This window comes from Pigmentiphaga soli (assembly GCF_039541095.1).
Taxonomy (GTDB): Bacteria; Pseudomonadota; Gammaproteobacteria; order Burkholderiales; family Burkholderiaceae_B; genus Pigmentiphaga; species Pigmentiphaga soli.
In genome coordinates this window covers 174,273-189,910 of sequence record NZ_BAABFO010000007.1, presented here as the reverse complement: position 1 = coordinate 189,910, position 15,638 = coordinate 174,273, and the positions used below count along the sequence as shown (strand labels likewise).

General features: G+C 69.5%; 15 protein-coding genes. 8 read left to right on the top strand and 7 right to left on the bottom strand.

Features of this window, described 5'->3' with window-relative positions; all coding sequences use genetic code 11:
- Nucleotides 1–27: 27 nt before the first annotated feature.
- From ABD927_RS09595 to ABD927_RS09585, 3 genes are read left to right on the top strand one after another with little or no spacing between them, the layout of a single operon-like run.
- Entirely contained in the window at nt 28–981 is a 954-nt protein-coding gene (locus tag ABD927_RS09595) for an AraC family transcriptional regulator (protein ID WP_425570223.1), read from the top strand.
- A gap of 48 nt (nt 982–1,029) precedes the next feature.
- Nucleotides 1,030–1,491, top strand: coding sequence for a (2Fe-2S)-binding protein (locus ABD927_RS09590; protein WP_345248707.1), 462 nt, complete (start codon nt 1,030–1,032; stop codon nt 1,489–1,491).
- Nucleotides 1,492–1,493: 2 nt separating this feature from the next.
- The gene (locus tag ABD927_RS09585; protein WP_345248705.1) at nt 1,494–3,767 is read left to right on the top strand and encodes a xanthine dehydrogenase family protein molybdopterin-binding subunit; all 2,274 of its coding nucleotides are present in this window, start codon (nt 1,494–1,496) and stop codon (nt 3,765–3,767) included.
- 68 nt (nt 3,768–3,835) lie between these two features.
- On the opposite strand, the gene ABD927_RS09580 is transcribed toward ABD927_RS09585, so the two are convergent.
- From ABD927_RS09580 to ABD927_RS09565, 4 genes are all read right to left on the bottom strand, one after another.
- Nucleotides 3,836–5,974: an alpha/beta hydrolase domain-containing protein gene (locus tag ABD927_RS09580; RefSeq protein ID WP_345248703.1), complete on the bottom strand. Its 2,139-nt coding sequence runs from the start codon at nt 5,972–5,974 to the stop codon at nt 3,836–3,838.
- 44 nt (nt 5,975–6,018) lie between these two features.
- Nucleotides 6,019–6,996, bottom strand: coding sequence for a Bug family tripartite tricarboxylate transporter substrate binding protein (locus ABD927_RS09575; RefSeq protein ID WP_345248701.1), 978 nt, complete (start codon nt 6,994–6,996; stop codon nt 6,019–6,021).
- 76 nt (nt 6,997–7,072) lie between these two features.
- Nucleotides 7,073–7,450 carry an AtuA-related protein gene (locus ABD927_RS09570; protein WP_345248699.1) on the bottom strand — a complete coding sequence of 126 codons (378 nt, stop codon included), beginning with the start codon at nt 7,448–7,450 and terminating at the stop codon, nt 7,073–7,075.
- A gap of 4 nt (nt 7,451–7,454) precedes the next feature.
- Nucleotides 7,455–8,792, bottom strand: a complete 1,338-nt coding sequence (locus tag ABD927_RS09565; RefSeq protein WP_345248697.1) for an acyclic terpene utilization AtuA family protein — start codon at nt 8,790–8,792, stop codon at nt 7,455–7,457.
- Nucleotides 8,793–8,906: 114 nt separating this feature from the next.
- Between ABD927_RS09565 and ABD927_RS09560 the strand changes: the two genes are divergently transcribed.
- Nucleotides 8,907–9,800, top strand: coding sequence for a LysR family transcriptional regulator (locus ABD927_RS09560; RefSeq protein ID WP_345248790.1), 894 nt, complete (start codon nt 8,907–8,909; stop codon nt 9,798–9,800).
- 106 nt (nt 9,801–9,906) lie between these two features.
- Here ABD927_RS09560 and ABD927_RS09555 read toward each other — a convergent pair whose 3' ends face one another.
- Nucleotides 9,907–10,338: an HAD family hydrolase gene (locus ABD927_RS09555; protein WP_345248695.1), complete on the bottom strand. Its 432-nt coding sequence runs from the start codon at nt 10,336–10,338 to the stop codon at nt 9,907–9,909.
- A 143-nt stretch (nt 10,339–10,481) separates the two neighbouring features.
- Between ABD927_RS09555 and ABD927_RS09550 the strand changes: the two genes are divergently transcribed.
- The 3 genes from ABD927_RS09550 to ABD927_RS09540 all read left to right on the top strand — a co-directional run bounded on the left by ABD927_RS09550 (nt 10,482) and on the right by ABD927_RS09540 (nt 13,292).
- Nucleotides 10,482–11,420: a LysR family transcriptional regulator gene (locus ABD927_RS09550; protein WP_345248693.1), complete on the top strand. Its 939-nt coding sequence runs from the start codon at nt 10,482–10,484 to the stop codon at nt 11,418–11,420.
- A gap of 177 nt (nt 11,421–11,597) precedes the next feature.
- A complete protein-coding gene (locus ABD927_RS09545) occupies nt 11,598–12,020 on the top strand; it encodes a universal stress protein (RefSeq protein WP_345248691.1) in 423 nt (140 codons plus the stop codon).
- A gap of 129 nt (nt 12,021–12,149) precedes the next feature.
- Entirely contained in the window at nt 12,150–13,292 is a 1,143-nt protein-coding gene (locus tag ABD927_RS09540; RefSeq protein WP_345248689.1) for a glycosyltransferase, read from the top strand.
- A gap of 18 nt (nt 13,293–13,310) precedes the next feature.
- Here the strand turns inward: ABD927_RS09540 and ABD927_RS09535 are convergent, their stop codons facing one another.
- Nucleotides 13,311–14,213 (bottom strand): SAM-dependent methyltransferase, encoded by a 903-nt coding sequence (locus ABD927_RS09535; protein ID WP_345248687.1) that lies wholly within the window; start codon nt 14,211–14,213, stop codon nt 13,311–13,313.
- Nucleotides 14,214–14,515: 302 nt separating this feature from the next.
- Here ABD927_RS09535 and ABD927_RS09530 point away from each other — a divergent pair, with 302 nt between their 5' ends.
- Nucleotides 14,516–14,725, top strand: a complete 210-nt coding sequence (locus ABD927_RS09530; protein ID WP_345248685.1) for a hypothetical protein — start codon at nt 14,516–14,518, stop codon at nt 14,723–14,725.
- Nucleotides 14,726–14,791: 66 nt separating this feature from the next.
- Here the strand turns inward: ABD927_RS09530 and ABD927_RS09525 are convergent, their stop codons facing one another.
- On the bottom strand, nt 14,792–15,595 hold the full coding sequence (locus ABD927_RS09525) for a transporter substrate-binding domain-containing protein (protein ID WP_345248683.1): 804 nt from the start codon (nt 15,593–15,595) through the stop codon (nt 14,792–14,794).
- Nucleotides 15,596–15,638: the final 43 nt, after the last annotated feature.

Below are 15,638 nucleotides of genomic sequence, written 5' to 3'. Positions count from 1 at the left end.
TTTCCCTCTTACCCGTCTCCACGCACCATGCATAACGCCTTGCCCCTGGCGACCGTGCCTGACGACGACCATGCCCGCGGCCTGGAGCAATTGGCATCGCTGATTGCCCGTTTTACCGACACCGAAGGCAATCATCCCACCGCCATCCCGGCGCTCACGCTGCACCGGAGCACCACGCCCGGCCTGCCCTTCCACGGCGTCTACGAGCCCGTCCTGGCCGTGATCGCCCAGGGCGCCAAGCGCGTGACGCTGGCCGGCCAATCCTACGAATACGGCCAGGCGCGCTATCTGATCGCCTCGGTCGACCTGCCGGTCACCTCCCAGATCATCAAGGCCAGCCCGCAATCGCCCTATCTGTGCCTGACGCTCGGGCTCGACGTGCGGCGCATCGGCGAACTGATGACCGAAACCGGCATGCCCGAACCCAAGGCCTGCCGCGTCGGGCCGGGGCTGTCGGTGGACCGCCTGTCGGCGCCGCTGCTCGATGCCGTGCTGCGGCTGGTGCGGCTGCTGGACACTCCCGAAGACATTCCCATCCTGGCCCCGCTGATCGAGCGCGAGATCTTCTACCGCCTGCTGACCGGCAACCAGGGCATGCGCCTGCGCCACATCGCCGTCAGCGACAGCCAGAGCCAGCAGATCGCGCGCGCGATCGCCTGGCTGCGGAAGAACTTCGCGCGGCCGCTGCGCATCGACGACCTGGCCCAGGCCGTCAATATGAGCACCTCGTCGCTGCACCACCATTTCAAGGCCGTCACCGCGATGAGCCCGCTGCAGTACCAGAAGCAGCTGCGGCTGCAGGAAGCGCGGCGGCTGATCATGACCGAGCTGCGGCACGTATCGGCGGCCGCCCACCTGGTGGGCTACGAAAGCCCGTCGCAATTCATCCGCGAATACCGCCGGCTGTACGGCGCGCCCCCGATGCGCGACGCCAGCCGGCTGCGCGGCCTGGCGGCCGATCCCGGCGGCCGGCCGGGCTGAGCTTTCCCAGGCTTTCTCCTCCCTCGCTTTCAGTTTGGAGACTCTTCCATGTCCACCTCGTTCGTCCTGAACGGCAAGCCGGTCACGCTGGATGCCGATCCCGCCATGCCCCTGCTGTGGGCCGTGCGCGAACTGGCCGGCCTGCACGGCACCAAGTTCGGCTGCGGCATGGCCCAGTGCGGCGCCTGTACCGTGCACATCGACGGCCAGCCCACCCGCTCCTGCATCATGCCGGTGGCGGCCGTGGCCGGCCGCCAGGTCACCACCATCGAAGGGCTGCAAAGCCGCCCCGCGCGCGCCATCCAGGCCGCTTGGGTGACGCACCAGGTGCCGCAATGCGGCTACTGCCAGTCGGGCCAGATCATGTCGGCCACCGCGCTGCTGGAACACAATCCGGCGCCCACCGACGCCGACATCGACGCGGCGATGAACGGCAACATCTGCCGCTGCGCCACCTATAACCGCATCCGCGCCGCCATCCATACGGCAGCGGGCACGCTGAAGGGGTGAGCATGGAACGGACACTCATCGACCCGCAAGACGCGCTGCCGGGCACTTTGCAGGCTGGCCTGCCCGCCGCTCCCGACGGCGCCTCGCAACCCTCCCCGGCCGACATCGAACGGCCTGCCCGGCGCCGCTTCCTCCAGGCCGCCGCCGCGGCGGGCCTGACGATCGGTTTCCACTGGACCGGCCCCGGCCGCCGCGCCGAGGCGGCCGAAGCCGCCAAGCCCACGTTCACGCCCAACGCCTTCCTGCGCGTGGCGCCCGACGGCACCGTCACCGTCATCTCCAAGCACGTGGAAATGGGCCAGGGCGCCTACACCGGCATCGCCACCATCGTGGCCGAAGAGCTGGATGCCGACTGGAGCAAGATCCGCGTCGAAAGCGCGCCGGCCGACGCCGCCCGCTACAACAACCTGGCCTTCGGCCCGATGCAGGGCACCGGCGGCAGCACCGCCATGGCCAACTCCTGGATGCAATTGCGCGAGGCCGGCGCCACCGCCCGCGCGATGCTGGTGGCTGCCGCGGCCGACACCTGGAAAGTGCCCGCCGCGCAATTGAGCGTCGAGCGCGGCGTGGTGCGCCACGCGGCCAGCGGGCGCCAGGCCGGCTTCGGCGAGCTGGCGGCCAAGGCCGCGGCCATGCCCGCGCCCAAACAGGTCGCGCTGAAGGACCCCAAGGACTTCCGCCTGATCGGCACGCGCCTGCCGCGCGTGGACGTGCCGCCCAAGACCGACGGCACCGCGCAGTTCACGTTCGACGTCGTCTTCCCCGGCATGCGGATCGCGCTGCTGCAGCGGCCGCCGCGCTTCGGCGCCAAGGTCAAATCGTTCGACGCCAAGGCGGCGCGCGCGGTGCCCGGCGTGCGCGCCGTGGTGCAGGTAGAGCGCGGCGTGGCGGTGGTGGCCGACACCTTCTGGGCCGCCAAGACCGGCCGCGACGCGCTCAAGATCGAGTGGGACGACAGCAAGGCGGAAAAGCGCAGCTCGGCGGCGATCATGAACGAATACCGCCGGCTGGCCGACGCCGGCAAGGGCCTGCCGGCGCGCACGCAGGGCGATGCCGCCGGCACGCTGCGCGCGGCCGCGGCCGGCCGCCGCGTCAGCGCCGCCTATGAATTCCCCTACCTGGCCCACGCGCCGATGGAACCGCTCGACGCCGTGGTCAAGCTCGACGCCCACGGCTGCGAGATCTGGTGCGGCGACCAGTTCCAGACGATCGACCAGGGCAATGCCGCGCGCGTGGCCGGGCTCGATCCCAAGCAGGTCCGCATCCACACGCTGTATGCCGGCGGCAGCTTCGGCCGGCGCGCCAACACCGTCTCGGACTACGTGGTCGAGGCGGTCTCGATCGCCAAGGCGCTCGGCGCCGACGGCCGGCCGGTCAAGCTGCAGTGGACGCGCGAAGACGACATCCACGGCGGCATGTACCGCCCCATGTATTTCCACAAGCTCGAAGCCGCGCTCGGCGCCGACGGCATGCCCACCGCGTGGCGCCACGTGATCGTGGGCCAGTCGATCATGGCCGGCACGGTCATGGCCGACATGGTGATCAAGAACGGCATCGACGCCACCTCGGTGGAAGGCGCGGCCAACCTGCCCTACGCCATCCCCAACCTGTCGGTGGAAGCCATCGCCACGCAGACCGGCGTGCCGGTGCTGTGGTGGCGCGTGGTGGGCAGTTCGCACACCGCCTACGCGGTCGAGGCCTTCGTCGACGAACTGGCCCATGCCGCCGGGCAGGACCCGTATGCCTTCCGCCGCAAGCTGCTGGCGCAGCAGCCGCGCTTCCTGGCCGCGCTCGACCTGGCCGCGCAGCGCGCCGGCTGGGGCCGGCCGATGCCGGCCGGCAAGGGGCGCGGCATCGCGGTGACCGAAGCCTTCGGCACGGTGGTGGCGCAGGTGGCCGAAGTAGCGGTCGACGACAGCGGCCGCATCCGCGTCGAACGCGTGGTGTGCGCGGTGGACTGCGGCATCGCCATCAATCCCGACGTCATCGCCGCGCAGATGGAAGGCGGCATCGGCTTCGGGCTGGGCGCGGCGCTGTACGGCGCCATCACGCTCAAGGACGGCGTGGTGGAGCAATCGAACTTCGACGGCTACCAGGTCCTGCGCATGGCCGACATGCCCAGGGTCGAGGTCCACATCGTGCCGTCGCAGCAGAAGCCCAGCGGCGTGGGCGAGCCCGCCGTGGCGCCGATCGGCCCGGCGGTGGCCAATGCCGTGTTCGCGGCCACCGGCAAGCGCACGCGCGTGCTGCCCTTCGTCAATACCGGGGCGGCCTGACGCCGCTGGCGGCCGGCGGCCCGGCCTGGGCGGCAGAGGCCGCCGGCTTTCCGCCGGATCCGCTCCCGTCAGGGCAGGACGATCTGGGCCTGCGCCTGCTCGATCCGGCGCTCGGCGTCGCGCGGCAGCAGGAAGCGGTCCTGCACCAGCCGGTCGGCCGCCGTCCGCACGGCGGCCACATAGCCGGCCTGGTCCCCGTACAGCGCTTCCAGCGAAGGCCGGCCGTCGCCCGCGGCAATGCGGTCGGCCTCGGTCTTGTGGAAGGGAATGAAGCTGCCGGTGAGATTCGACAGGTCGACGATGCCGGGCGTGGCCACGTAGTTGAACTCGATGCTGGTGCCCAGCGGCGCCTGCACCTCGACGCCGCGGATGCCGGCGCGCGTCAGGCCGGTCGCGGGATCGACCTGCGGCACCATGATGGCGTACGCCGCTCCGACGCGCGGCGGGAACAGCGTGGCGATGCCGGATTCGTCTTCCGGGCGGAACTGCGGCCCGAAATCGAGCACCGAATAATTGTTGAACCATCCGCGGTAGGCGAAGTCGGGGACCGCGGTCGGCACGCCGCCCACGTTCCACGAGACGCCCTTCATTGCGGGAAAGGCCAGGTCGGCGGGCCGCACCAGCGTGCCGTCGGCGATCCTGGGCACCTGGCTGTCGGGCGGGGCCACGTCGCGCACCACCCAGTCCTCCAGCGCGATGAACAGGGCGCGGAACGTGTCGGTATGGTGGGCCACCGTGCCGGCGGGATACACGTTGCGCGACGGCGCGTAGCTCACGCCCGCGGTGCCGCCGTTGCCGCCGTGCTGGGTGCTGGAATAGTAGTAGATGCGCGCGTTGGCGGGCTGCGCGAGATCGGCGGTGCCGTAGGCGTCGGTCAACACCGGCGAACCCTGCAGCTGCCAGAACTCCGTGCCCGACAGGCCCAGGAAGAACTTGGGGCAGGTATCGGTGGCCGCGCACCGCGTCATGACGCCGCCCTTGCGGCCCGTCAGCGGGTCGACGTAGTCCTTGTCGAGCGCGCGCGGCGCGGTCTGGCCGAAGGCGGTATTGTCGGTGCGCAGCCCGCCGCCCCCGCCCGGCACCGCGAACCTTGTGTTGACATTGGTCTGCCTGGCCGCGACGTGCGCATAGATGCCGTCGAACACCCGGCTGCCATCGAGCGCCTGGTTGAAGCCCAGGTGCAGGAAGGTTTTCATCGCATTGCCCGACTGCGAGGTGCCCTGGCCGATCGCGTACGCGATGCGGCCGGCCACCGGATTGGGGTTGCCGGCCGCATCGGCCGCCGCGTGGCGAAAGAACCCGACCGTGTCGCGCAGCGCGGCCAGGCCCACGCCCATTACCTTCGGATCCTTGGCCACATAGACCAATTCGTACAGATAGCGCGGATCGAAGCCCTCTTTCAGGCAGACCTTGCCCGGATCGGGCGTGCCCGGAAACGGGTTCCCGGCGGTGTCGCAATCGGCGAATTTCCAGTCCGATGGCGGGATCGCCTCGCGGGCATCGTTGCCATTGACACGCCGGGTCAGCGAATAGCCCGGCAGCGTGTTGTCCATGCTGGCCGGCGCGTAGGGAATCATCGTGCCGTTGAACACGCCGCCGGGCAGCGCCATCGCCACGGCCGGCGCCGTGGGCACCAGTTCCGCCCGGTAGGCGCCGGTGATCGATGAACCATCGGGGTTCTTCGCCACCGGCACGGTCACTGTGAGCCGCGCCGGGCTGCTTTTCGGCACGTCGCCCTGCCACGCGGAATACAGGATCACATAGCCGCGTTCGAGGTAGACAGCGTCGCTCGGCACGGCGGCCGGGTCGATCATGGTCAGGATGTTGCCGCGGTTCGGCGCATCGTAGCGCAGCACGCCGCTCGCCTTGCTTGGGTCCTTGGGCTTCAACAACACGAAATCCGCCTTGTATTCGACCATCCCGCGCGCGTTGACGGGCGCCAGTTCCAGATCCTGGATGATGGCGTTCTTCGGATCCTTGGGATCGACCTCGCCCTCGATGACGCCGGTCAGTTTTTCGTAGGCGCCGACCGATCCGTAGCTGCCCGGAAAGTCTTCGGTAGACGAGATGGAAAGCCTGAGCGACGGCGTGTTCGCCTGCGGTGGCGGATCGGAAGCCGGCGGCGCATCGTCGCCGCCGCAGGCGCCCAGCCATGCCATGCCGCATGCGACGGCCACTCTGGCGATGGAACGGAAGAATTGTTTCATGTTCGTCTCCCCTCTGTGTTTGTCTTTTCGTGGCGGGTGGCGCGCTATTCCGCCTGGATGCCCGCCGCCCGGACGACACGGCCCCATTTGTCGGCTTCGCGCGCCTGGAAGGCCGCCAGTTCCTCGGGCGTGGTCGTGAAGGCCTCGCTGCCGCTGTTCTTGAAGAAGGCGGCCGCCGCCGGCGTGGCGGTGGCGTGCGCGAGCAGCTGCCTCAGCCGCTCGACGACGGAGGCCGGCGTGCCGGCCGGCGCATAGGCGGCGAACCAATAGCCCATGTCGTAGCCCTTGACGCCGGCCTCGTCGATGGTCGGCACGTCGGGCAGCTGCGGCGAGCGCTTCAGCGTCGACACGCCCAGGGCGCGCAGCTTGCCGGCCTTGACCTGCGGCACGCCGGTCGACATGTCGGTGATCATCAGGTCGATCTGGCCACCGAGCAGATCGTTGATGGCCAGCGGATTGCTTTTGTAGGGCACGTGCACGATGTCGGTATGGGTCATCTGCTTGAGCAGCTCGCCGGCGACGCGGCTGGACGAACTGCCGCTGCCGAAGGTCAGCTTGCCGGGATTGGCGCGCGCCGCCTCGACGACGTCGCCCACCGTCCGGTACGGCGACTTGACGTTGACCACCATCACCTGGCTGCCCGTGCCGAGCGCAGTGATGGGCGCGAAATCCCTGACCGGGTCGTAGGGCAGCTTCTTGTACAGATGCTGGGCGGCCGCATGGGTGGAGTTGGTGGTGATCAGCACGGTGTAGCCGTCGGGCGCGGCGCGCGCCGCCGCCTGGGCGGCGATCAGGCCGCCGGCCCCGTCGCGGTTGTCGATGACGGCCGGCTGGCCGGTGTCGGCGGTGACCGACTGGCCCAGCGCGCGCGCCAGCAGGTCGGTGGCGCTGCCGGGCGAGAACGGCACGATGAAGGTGATCGGCTTGGCCGGAAAAGTCTGGGCGGCGGCCGGGCCGGCCAGCGCCAGGCCCGTGGCGAAGGCCGCGGCCAGATGCAGCATGGAACGTCTGGGCGTGAACATCGTGTCGTCTCCTTTTGAACGATTGCTTGTTGTGGGCGGACGGCGCGCGAAGCGCCGGGACGCCAGAGCGAACGCCTTATGGCGCCTGCGGCCCGCCCGCCAGGAACGGCGCCAGGCCGGCATCGATATCGATCGTCATGTCGAGCAGCAGATAGGACAGTGCCTTGCCATGGCTGTCGAGGTTGAGGGCCTCGTTGACGCCGCCGTCGAGCGCGTCGTCCAGGACGAAATTCATTGCGTGCAGGCCGGGCAGCACATATCGCGTCACCCGGCTGGGCCGGCGCCATGCGAACTGGCGCATGACAGCCGCCTCGGTTACCTGGCCGCACAAGGCGGGCCACAGCGCCGGGTGCCAGGCGATGACGCTGATGTTGGAGCGATTGCCCTTGTCGCCGGTGCGCCCGTGCGCTGCGCGGTACAGCGGCACGGTGAGGATGGAGGAACGGGAAGCCATGGCTTCACTCCAGGATGTCGAAACGGTGGACAAGCACGTCGCGCGGCACCAGCCCCGACCAGGTGCCGAGCCGTGGCCGCAGCGAGGTGCGCACCCCGCCGCCACCGGCCGGGCCGCAGCAGTACAGCGCCGTCACTTCGCGGGTCAGCCGCTCGGCAACTTCGCGCTCGGGATGGCTGGTGGCTGCCCTCAGGCGCACGTCGCGGGCATCGTGGGCCGGCATGCTCGCCATCAGTTCGCCCGCGTCATCGGCGAACACGCTGGCCACGCCGATCAGGTCGATGCGCAGACGGCCGCCGCTCGCCAGCCGCCGCCGCAGCACGTCGCCAGCCAGGCGGGCGCGCGCCTCGGCGCGCGGCCCGGCATAGGAAATCTCGCCTTCGGCCAGCCAGCCGTTTTCATAGCAGACGTTGAGCTTGAGCGAGGCCGGGCGTGGATGGCCCCGCACGCCGCTGAGCCGGACGACATCGGGGGCCAGTTCCGTCACTCGCGCATCGCCCAGGTCCGCGACCACGTCCGGTGTCAGGTAGGCGGCGGGGTCATGGATTTCGTACAGAAGCTGTTCCTTGACGGTGTGCGCCGTGACGCAGCCGCCTGTGCCGTCCGCCTTGGTGACAATGCAGTCGCCTTCGGCATCGATCTCGGCGATCGGATACCCTAGCTGGGCCAGTCCGGGGACATCCTTGTAGCCCGGATCGGCGTAGTACCCCCCGCAGACCTGCGCGCCGCACTCCAGCAAATGGCCGGCCATCGTCGCGCGCGCCAGCCTGTCCCAGTCGTCCATCGCCCAGCCGAAATGCGCGAGGGCCGGACCGAGGACCAGCGACGGATCGGCCACGCGCCCGGTGATCACGATGTCGGCTCCCGCCCCCAGGGCCTGCGCTATGGCTTCCGCGCCGAGATAGGCGTTGGCGCTGGCCAGCGCGCCGGGCAAGGCCGGCACGTGGCGGGCCAGCACGTCGGCGCGGGCGCTCAGGTCGTCGCCCGATACCACGGCGATCCGCGGGCTGCGCAGCCCCAGCGAAGCGGCCAGGTCCCGGATGCGCAGCGCGGCGCCGCGCGGATTGGCGGCGCCCATATTGCTGACGATGCGAACGCCGTGCTCCAGGCAGCGGGCCAGCACGGGCACCAGCAATTCGTCGAGCAGTGGTTCATAGCCCGCCGCCGGATTCTGCCGCCGCGCCAATTGCGCCAGCGCCAGCGTGCGCTCGGCCAGCGTCTCGAAGATCAGCACCGACGGGCCGCCGCGCCTGATCAGCGTATCGACCACCGGGCCGGCGGCGTCGGTGCGATCGCCGGAGAATCCCGCCGCGCAGCCGACCAATAGGGAAGAACGAGCCATACCGACGATTGCCTTGATGGCGCAGACCCCGTGCCCGCGCGGACCGTCGACAATTTATGCGTGCGCATTTATTCTGTTAAATCGATATTTTGGATAAATAAATTTGCCATGCAAATCAATCTGTCCACCCGCCAGCTGCGCGCCTTCGTCGCGCTGGCCGAACAGCGCAGCTTCACGCGCGCTGCGGCGGAATGTCATTTGTCGCAGCCGGCCTTCAGCGCGCTGATCGCGGCGGTGGAACAGGAGGTAGGGGCAAGGTTGTTCGTGCGCACGACCCGGAGCGTCGACCTGACCCAGGAGGGCGCGGTGTTCGAGGCCTCGGCGCGCCAGTTGCTCGCCGACTTCGAGGCCTCGCTGGCCAACGTGCGCGACTACGCGCAGAAGCGCCGCGGACGGGTGTCGATCGCCGTGCTGCCCTCGCTGGCCGCCGGCTGGCTGCCCGGCATCCTGGCCCGCTTCCACGCCGAATACCCTGGCATCGAATTGAACGTCTCGGACGTGCTTTCCGAGCCGTGCATCGATCTGGTCAAGACCGGCGCCGTCGATTTCGCCCTGGCGGCCACACAAGGCCAAAGCGCGGAACTGAAGACCGAAGCCTTCTGCAGCGACCTGTTCCATCTGGTGTGCCGGCGCGGCCACCCGCTGCTCCTGGCGCCCCGGCTCAGGCTCAAGGACCTCAGCGCCTACCCCTTCGTGCACATGGCGCGCCACAGCAGCGTGCGGCAATATCTGGAGGCCGCGCTGCATCCGCTGAAAATGAATACCCTGATGGAAGTGGAACAACTGGCCACGGTCATGGGCATGTTACGCGCCGGGCTGGGCATCAGCGCCGTGCCGGCGTTGACCCTTTTCCACTTCCGCGACCGCGCGCTCGACACCCGGCCTTTGAATGCGCCAGGGCTCAAGCGCGACCTGTTCCTGATCCGGCGCGCGGACCGCCAGCTTTCCACCCCGGCGCGCGCGCTCTACGAAAGCGTCATGGCTGCCACGCCAGGCGACCAGGCATGAAGCCGGGACGAACGAAAAGGCCGGGCGGATCCCTACGGACACCGCCCGGAAAAGAGGTGGAACAGGAAACGGGCCCGGCCTTGCGGCCGGGGTCAGACCCGGACGCTCACTCTGCGTAATCGGCGCAGATGGCTTCCATGGCCATGGGCAGCGGCACGCAAGCCGCAAACCCGAGCGGCCCTGCCGGCAGCTCCGACTCGGTGCTGCCGACGGCCGCGCAGCGCTCGGGCGGCACGCCCAGCGTACGTAGCGCCACGTCGTAGGGCTCCTGCCCGGCCGGCCCGGCGGGGTCGGCCGCGCCGGCCACGATCACCGAGAAATAGTCCAGGCTGTCGGCGCCGAAATGGCGATCGAGCACAGAGCCCAGGCGCTCGGCCGACAGGCCGGTGATCAGGCCCAGCAGATACCCTTCGTGCTGCGCGCCGCGCAGGAAACGCTCGATCGTGCGGCGCTGCTCGGCGGCCTGCCGCGACTCCGGGGCCTCGTCGATCTGCTCCAGGAGATGATCGAAATTGGTGACGACGGCTTCGATGCTCATGGGACGGTCCTCCTGGATTCGCGCCGCGTCCGGTTGACGACGGCATGGGAAGGACTATAGAGTTGGGACGTCTTATTGACCAGTTAATGTTTTTTGTCGATATATAAGTTTCATCTTATATATTGGCGCAACATCCCCATGCGATGCTGAAAACCGCCACTTTCCGGCAGCTGAAAACACTGCACACCGTCGCCACGCTCGGCAGCGTGTCGCGCGCGGCCGAGGAACTGCACCTGACCCAGCCGGCGATCTCGGTGCAGATCCGCATGCTGGAGGAATCCGCCGGCGCGCCGCTGCTGCAGCGCGTGGGGCGCGGCGTGCAGCTCACCAGCGCCGGCGAGGTCCTGGCGCGCTATGCCTCGGAAATCCTCGACCTGTGGACGCAGGCCGTCGACGAGGTCGGCGCGCTGCGCGGCGAATTGGGTGGCATGCTGCGTATCGGCGCCATCACCACGTCGGAATACCTGATCCCGCCGGTGCTGGTGGAATTCACCGAGCGGCGCCCCTCGGTCAAGGTGAAGTTCAAGGTCGGCAAGCGCGACGAGATCGTCAGGATGCTGGCCACGCACGAGATCGACCTGGCCGTCATGGGCAGCCCGCCGCGCGAGATTCGCACCGTCTATACGCCGTTCGCCAAGCACCCGATGGCCTTCGTGGCCTCGCCTTCGCACCCGCTGATGAAGCGCAAGCGGCTGTCGCTGAAAGACCTCGAATCGGCCAACCTGCTGGTGCGCGAGCACGGCGCCGGCACCCGCTCGGCCATCGAAAGCCTGTTCCGGCTCGGCGGCTGCAAACTGCACATCGGCTCGGAGCTGTCGAGCAACGAGGCCATCAAGCAGCTGGTGAAGGCCGGGCTGGGCGTGGCTTTCCTGTCGATGCACGCCTGCGCGCTCGAATTCCAGGCCGGGCTGCTGGCGCTGCTGCCGCTGCCCGGCAACCCGATCGAGAAAGACTGGTTCGTGATGCACGCCTCCGACAAGCGCCTGCCGCCGGTGGCCGCGCTGTTCCGCGATTTCCTGGTGCAACGCGGCGCGGCGGCCGCCCCGCTGGTGCGGCCGTCCGCGCCCCGGCGCGCGGCCTGAGCCTGCCGGCGCGGCAAGGCGGGTACGTCGCTTGCTCGCCGCTTCGTCTCCCGGCAGGCGGCGCCCGCGATTGACCTGCGTCAAGCGCCGCCGCGCCACGGGCGCATATGCTGGGTACCCCTGGTTCGGGCTCCGATTGGCCCGCCGGCCGTTTGTTACCCACAAGGAGGCGACGCCATGCAGAAAATCCTCGTTCCCATCGACGGTTCCGACAATTCCGTCCGGGCCTGCCGCGAAGCGTTGCGCATGGCCGGCGGCAACCCGGCCGAGGTGCATCTCGTGAACGTGCAGCCGCCGGTGCTGTCTGGCTACGCGGCGCGTTTTCTGAACGAAACCCAGATCCGCGACTACTACGAGTCGGAAGGCCGCAACGCGCTGCGCGCCGTCGAGCCGCTGCCGCAGGCCGACGGCGTCACCTACGTGCAGCGCATCGAGGTGGGCCACCCGGCCGATACGCTGGCGGCCTACGCCAAGCGCCGCCAGTGCGACCGCATCGTCATGGGCACGCGCGGGCTGGGCTCGCTGTCGGCCGCGCTGCTCGGCTCGGTCGCCACCAAGGTGATCCACCTGGCCGAAGTGCCCGTTACCCTGGTGAAATAGGCGCGCCAGGGCGCAACGGCCGGCGGCGCGCCGACCGCGGCGCGGTCCGGGCCGGATGTCACAGGCCGTTCACATTCGTGCCGCATTCTTGCCTCGTTTTTGCCCGGACAGAGGGATCGCGACGGCACGATGACAACGATAGACCTGGTGTATTTCAATGCCGGCGGCGGACATCGGGCCTCGGCCCTGGCCATTCGGCAGGCGGTGCAGGAACTGGGCCTGCCGTGGACGATTCGCCTGGTCGACCTGTTCGAAGTGCTCGATCCGCGCGACCTGTTCCGCAAGGTGACTGGCCGGCGGCCCGAAGACCTGTACAACGGGCGCCTGGCGCGCGGCTGGACGATGGGCATGGCGCAGGAGCTCAAGCTGCTGCAGGGCGGCATCCGCCTGTGCCACCGGCCGATGACCGCGCGGCTGCGCCGCCACTGGGCGGCCTCGGCGCCCGACGCGGTCGTTTCGCTGGTGCCCAACTTCAACCGCGCGCTGTACGAAAGCCTGGGGGCCGTGCGGCCCGGCGTGCCCTACGTCACCATCCTGACCGACCTGGCCGATTACCCGCCCCGCTTCTGGATCGAACGCGGCCAGCGCCAGCACATCGTGTGCGGCACCCCGCGCGCCGTGGCGCAGGCGCGCGCGATGGGATACGCCGACTGGCAGGTGCACGCGACCTCCGGCGTGGTGATCCGGCCCGATTTCTACCGGCAAACCCCCATCGACCGCGCAGCCGAGCGGCGCCGCCTGGGCCTGGACCCCGGCCGCCTGACCGGCGTGGTGCTGTTCGGCGGCCACGGCTCGCGCGCCATGCACGCCATCGCGCGCCGGCTGCCGGACGTCCCGCTGATCCTGCTGTGCGGCCACAACCGCGCGCTGGCCGCGCAGCTGCGGGCCATGAAAGCCGAGGCGCCGCGGGTGGTGCTGGAGTACAGCGGCGACATCCCCTACTACATGAAGCTGGCCGACTTCTTCATCGGCAAGCCGGGCCCAGGCAGCATCAGCGAGGCGGTGCGGCAGGGGCTGCCGGTGATCGTGGCCAGCAACCGCGCCACCATGCCTCAGGAGCGCTACAACGCGCAGTGGATCCGCGAGAACGGCGTGGGCCTGGCGGTGCCCAGCTTCCGCTCGATCGGGCCGGCCGTGGCCGAACTGTGCCACGGGCTCGATCGTTTCCGCGCCAACGTGGCGCGCATTGACAATCGCGCCGTGTTCGAGATCCCCGACATTCTGGCGCGCATCCTGGAAAGCGGCGCCGCCGCCGGGCGCGACGCGGCCTAGAACCGCTCCCCCGCCCGCTCAGACCCGCCGCGCCGTCCAGTCGCCGCCCTGGCCTCCGGTGGCCTTGCCCGTCATCCGGTCGCCGTCGACCGTGCCGCTGTAGCGCGTGCCATTGACGGTGAAGGTGATGCGGCTGCCTTCCAGCTTGCCGTCGGCGATCCGCGCCGACCCCAGGGTGCCGTTCAGCATCTGGTACTGCTGGGTCAGCCTCAGCTCCTGGCTGCCCAGCCGCCACGCCCCCTGCACCCTGGCCGGCACGATCCACATCAGCGCCGTGCACCAGGTCTGGCAATCGCCCTCTACCTTGGAGCTGCGGTCGGGGCTCCAGTCGCCCATCGTGAACGAATTGGAAACCACGCGGGTGCCCGGCTTGAGCTCGAGCAGGCGCGGACGCAGCCGTTCGTTGATGGTGGGCAGCAGGAACATCGTGATGACCTGGGCCTGCGAAAAATCGCTCTCGAACAGGTCGGCCCGGACGAAAGTGGCGCGGTCGGCCACGCCCGCCTGCGCCGCGTTGCGGCGGGCCAGTTCCACCATGTCGGGGTTGTACTCGATGCCGTGCGCGCGCAGGCCGCGCTTGGCGGCCGTGATGACGGTGCGGCCGTCGCCCGAACCGAGGTCGATCAGGTAGTCCTGCGGGGTCACCTGGGCCATGTCGAGCATCCGGTCGACCAGCGCCTGCGGGGTCGGAACCCAGACGACGTCCTTGCCGGCCTGGCCGACCTCCGGGGTGTAGCCGGCGGCCGGCGCCTGCGAAGTCGCCTGGGCCCCCTGGCTCTGGCCCTGGACAATGGCCGGCAGCGCCAGCGACAGCGCTATCAGCGGCGCGAACAACGGGACGGCGCGGCGGCGGGCCCGCGGCTGCCGGCCGGCGGCCGGGGGGTTGATCCGTGGCGACGAAAAGCGGAGCTGCGCGTGCATGGTGGTTCTCCTCTTCGAGCGGGGCAGGAAGCCCGGCAGCCGCGGCGCGGCGCCGGGACACCGCCGGCGGAGGACGCTGCCGCCGGGCGATGCAGGAAGTGACCGCATAGGTGGCGCCAAGTTCAGCAGAACGTCAGGATCGGCGCGGCGATGCGGCCGGCCTTCCGCCGGAAAGGAAGGCGAAACGCTTGTATTACTCCATTACCCTACGTTGGCGAATGTCCCGCGCCCCGGTACAGTTATCGGTGCCGAGCATCAAACTCTTGCCAAAAGGAGGAGGCGCAATGAAGGGAGACAGGGATATGAACAGGTGGCAGCGCTGGCGGGCCAAGCATTGGGACGAAAGACTGGTCCCGGGACGGGTGGTGGGCTGTGTGGTGCTGATGCCCAGCTTGCATACGCCGCCGTTGCGGCGGCGCGTCCGGGCGGCCTGGCGCGACGTGTGGGAGCACCGCTGGGTGGTGTTCGCAGTCACCGGCGGCCTGATCGCGGCGTCGATCCATTTCGGCTGACGCCGCCGCCCTGCCCTGCGAGCCGGCGCGAGGCGATGCGCCCCGTTCCGGCGACCGGCCGGCCGGTCAGTGCTCGGCGACCGAGCAGGCCTGCTCCGCGGTCGAATCGACCATGTCCTGCGCGGGTTCGAAGCCGAACTGGCGCGAGATGGCCTGGAACTCGCCGGACGCCTTCATTTTTCGGAACTCACGCTGGTAGGCATCGCGCAGGTCGGAATCGGTCTTGCGGAACGCCGCGCTGGAGCTGTGCTTGGGCGCGTCGGGAATCGGGAAGGTCACCTCCACCGGCAGCTTGCGCTGCATGTAGACGTGCTCGATGCCCGCGTGGTCCTGCAGGACGATCTGCACCTGCCCCGCCACCAGGCCGTCGATCAGCGCGTTGTTGTCGGGCAGTTGCCGGATATTGCCCGGCTCCACGCCGGCCGACGCGGCATAGCGCGACAGCGCGCCGCCGGTCGAAACCCCCACCACCAGCTTCTGCTTGACCAGATCGGCGATGGTTTTCGGCGCATTTTGCAATTTGCCCGGCAGCGAAACCAGACAGGGGCCGTCGGCAATCATCGGATCCGCGTAGCCGACCTGGGCGCAGCGCGCCTTGCTGATGGTCATCGCGGTCGAGATGAAATCGCAGCGGCCCGCCATCATGGCGGGAATCAGCTCGCCGAAGGTCGAGGTCATCACCTTGATCTCGGTAATGCCCAGCCGGCCCATGATGACCTTGGTGACCGTCGGCACGAAACCGCCCGGCGTGCCGTCCATCCCCACGCTGCTGTAGGGCGGAAAGTTGGTGATGCCGACCGTGACGCTCTTGGCCGCCTGCAGGCGCGCCAGCAGGCCCTGCTGCGCCCAGGCCGGCCTGATCAAACCCATCGCGGGCACCGCAGCCAGGCCCAGAAGCACCTCTCGGCGCGAA

Bases quoted from the DNA above. Each gene is read 5' to 3' on its own strand.
- ABD927_RS09595 (WP_425570223.1), top strand. From the start codon at position 28: ATGCATAACGCCTTGCCCCTGGCGACCGTGCCTGACGACGACCATGCC.
- ABD927_RS09590 (WP_345248707.1), top strand. From the start codon at position 1,030: ATGTCCACCTCGTTCGTCCTGAACGGCAAGCCGGTCACGCTGGATGCC.
- ABD927_RS09585 (WP_345248705.1), top strand. From the start codon at position 1,494: ATGGAACGGACACTCATCGACCCGCAAGACGCGCTGCCGGGCACTTTG.
- ABD927_RS09580 (WP_345248703.1), bottom strand. From the start codon at position 5,974: ATGAAACAATTCTTCCGTTCCATCGCCAGAGTGGCCGTCGCATGCGGC.
- ABD927_RS09575 (WP_345248701.1), bottom strand. From the start codon at position 6,996: ATGTTCACGCCCAGACGTTCCATGCTGCATCTGGCCGCGGCCTTCGCC.
- ABD927_RS09570 (WP_345248699.1), bottom strand. From the start codon at position 7,450: ATGGCTTCCCGTTCCTCCATCCTCACCGTGCCGCTGTACCGCGCAGCG.
- ABD927_RS09565 (WP_345248697.1), bottom strand. From the start codon at position 8,792: ATGGCTCGTTCTTCCCTATTGGTCGGCTGCGCGGCGGGATTCTCCGGC.
- ABD927_RS09555 (WP_345248695.1), bottom strand. From the start codon at position 10,338: ATGAGCATCGAAGCCGTCGTCACCAATTTCGATCATCTCCTGGAGCAG.
- ABD927_RS09550 (WP_345248693.1), top strand. From the start codon at position 10,482: ATGCTGAAAACCGCCACTTTCCGGCAGCTGAAAACACTGCACACCGTC.
- ABD927_RS09545 (WP_345248691.1), top strand. From the start codon at position 11,598: ATGCAGAAAATCCTCGTTCCCATCGACGGTTCCGACAATTCCGTCCGG.
- ABD927_RS09540 (WP_345248689.1), top strand. From the start codon at position 12,150: ATGACAACGATAGACCTGGTGTATTTCAATGCCGGCGGCGGACATCGG.
- ABD927_RS09535 (WP_345248687.1), bottom strand. From the start codon at position 14,213: ATGCACGCGCAGCTCCGCTTTTCGTCGCCACGGATCAACCCCCCGGCC.
- ABD927_RS09530 (WP_345248685.1), top strand. From the start codon at position 14,516: ATGAACAGGTGGCAGCGCTGGCGGGCCAAGCATTGGGACGAAAGACTG.
- ABD927_RS09525 (WP_345248683.1), bottom strand. From the start codon at position 15,595: ATGGGTTTGATCAGGCCGGCCTGGGCGCAGCAGGGCCTGCTGGCGCGC.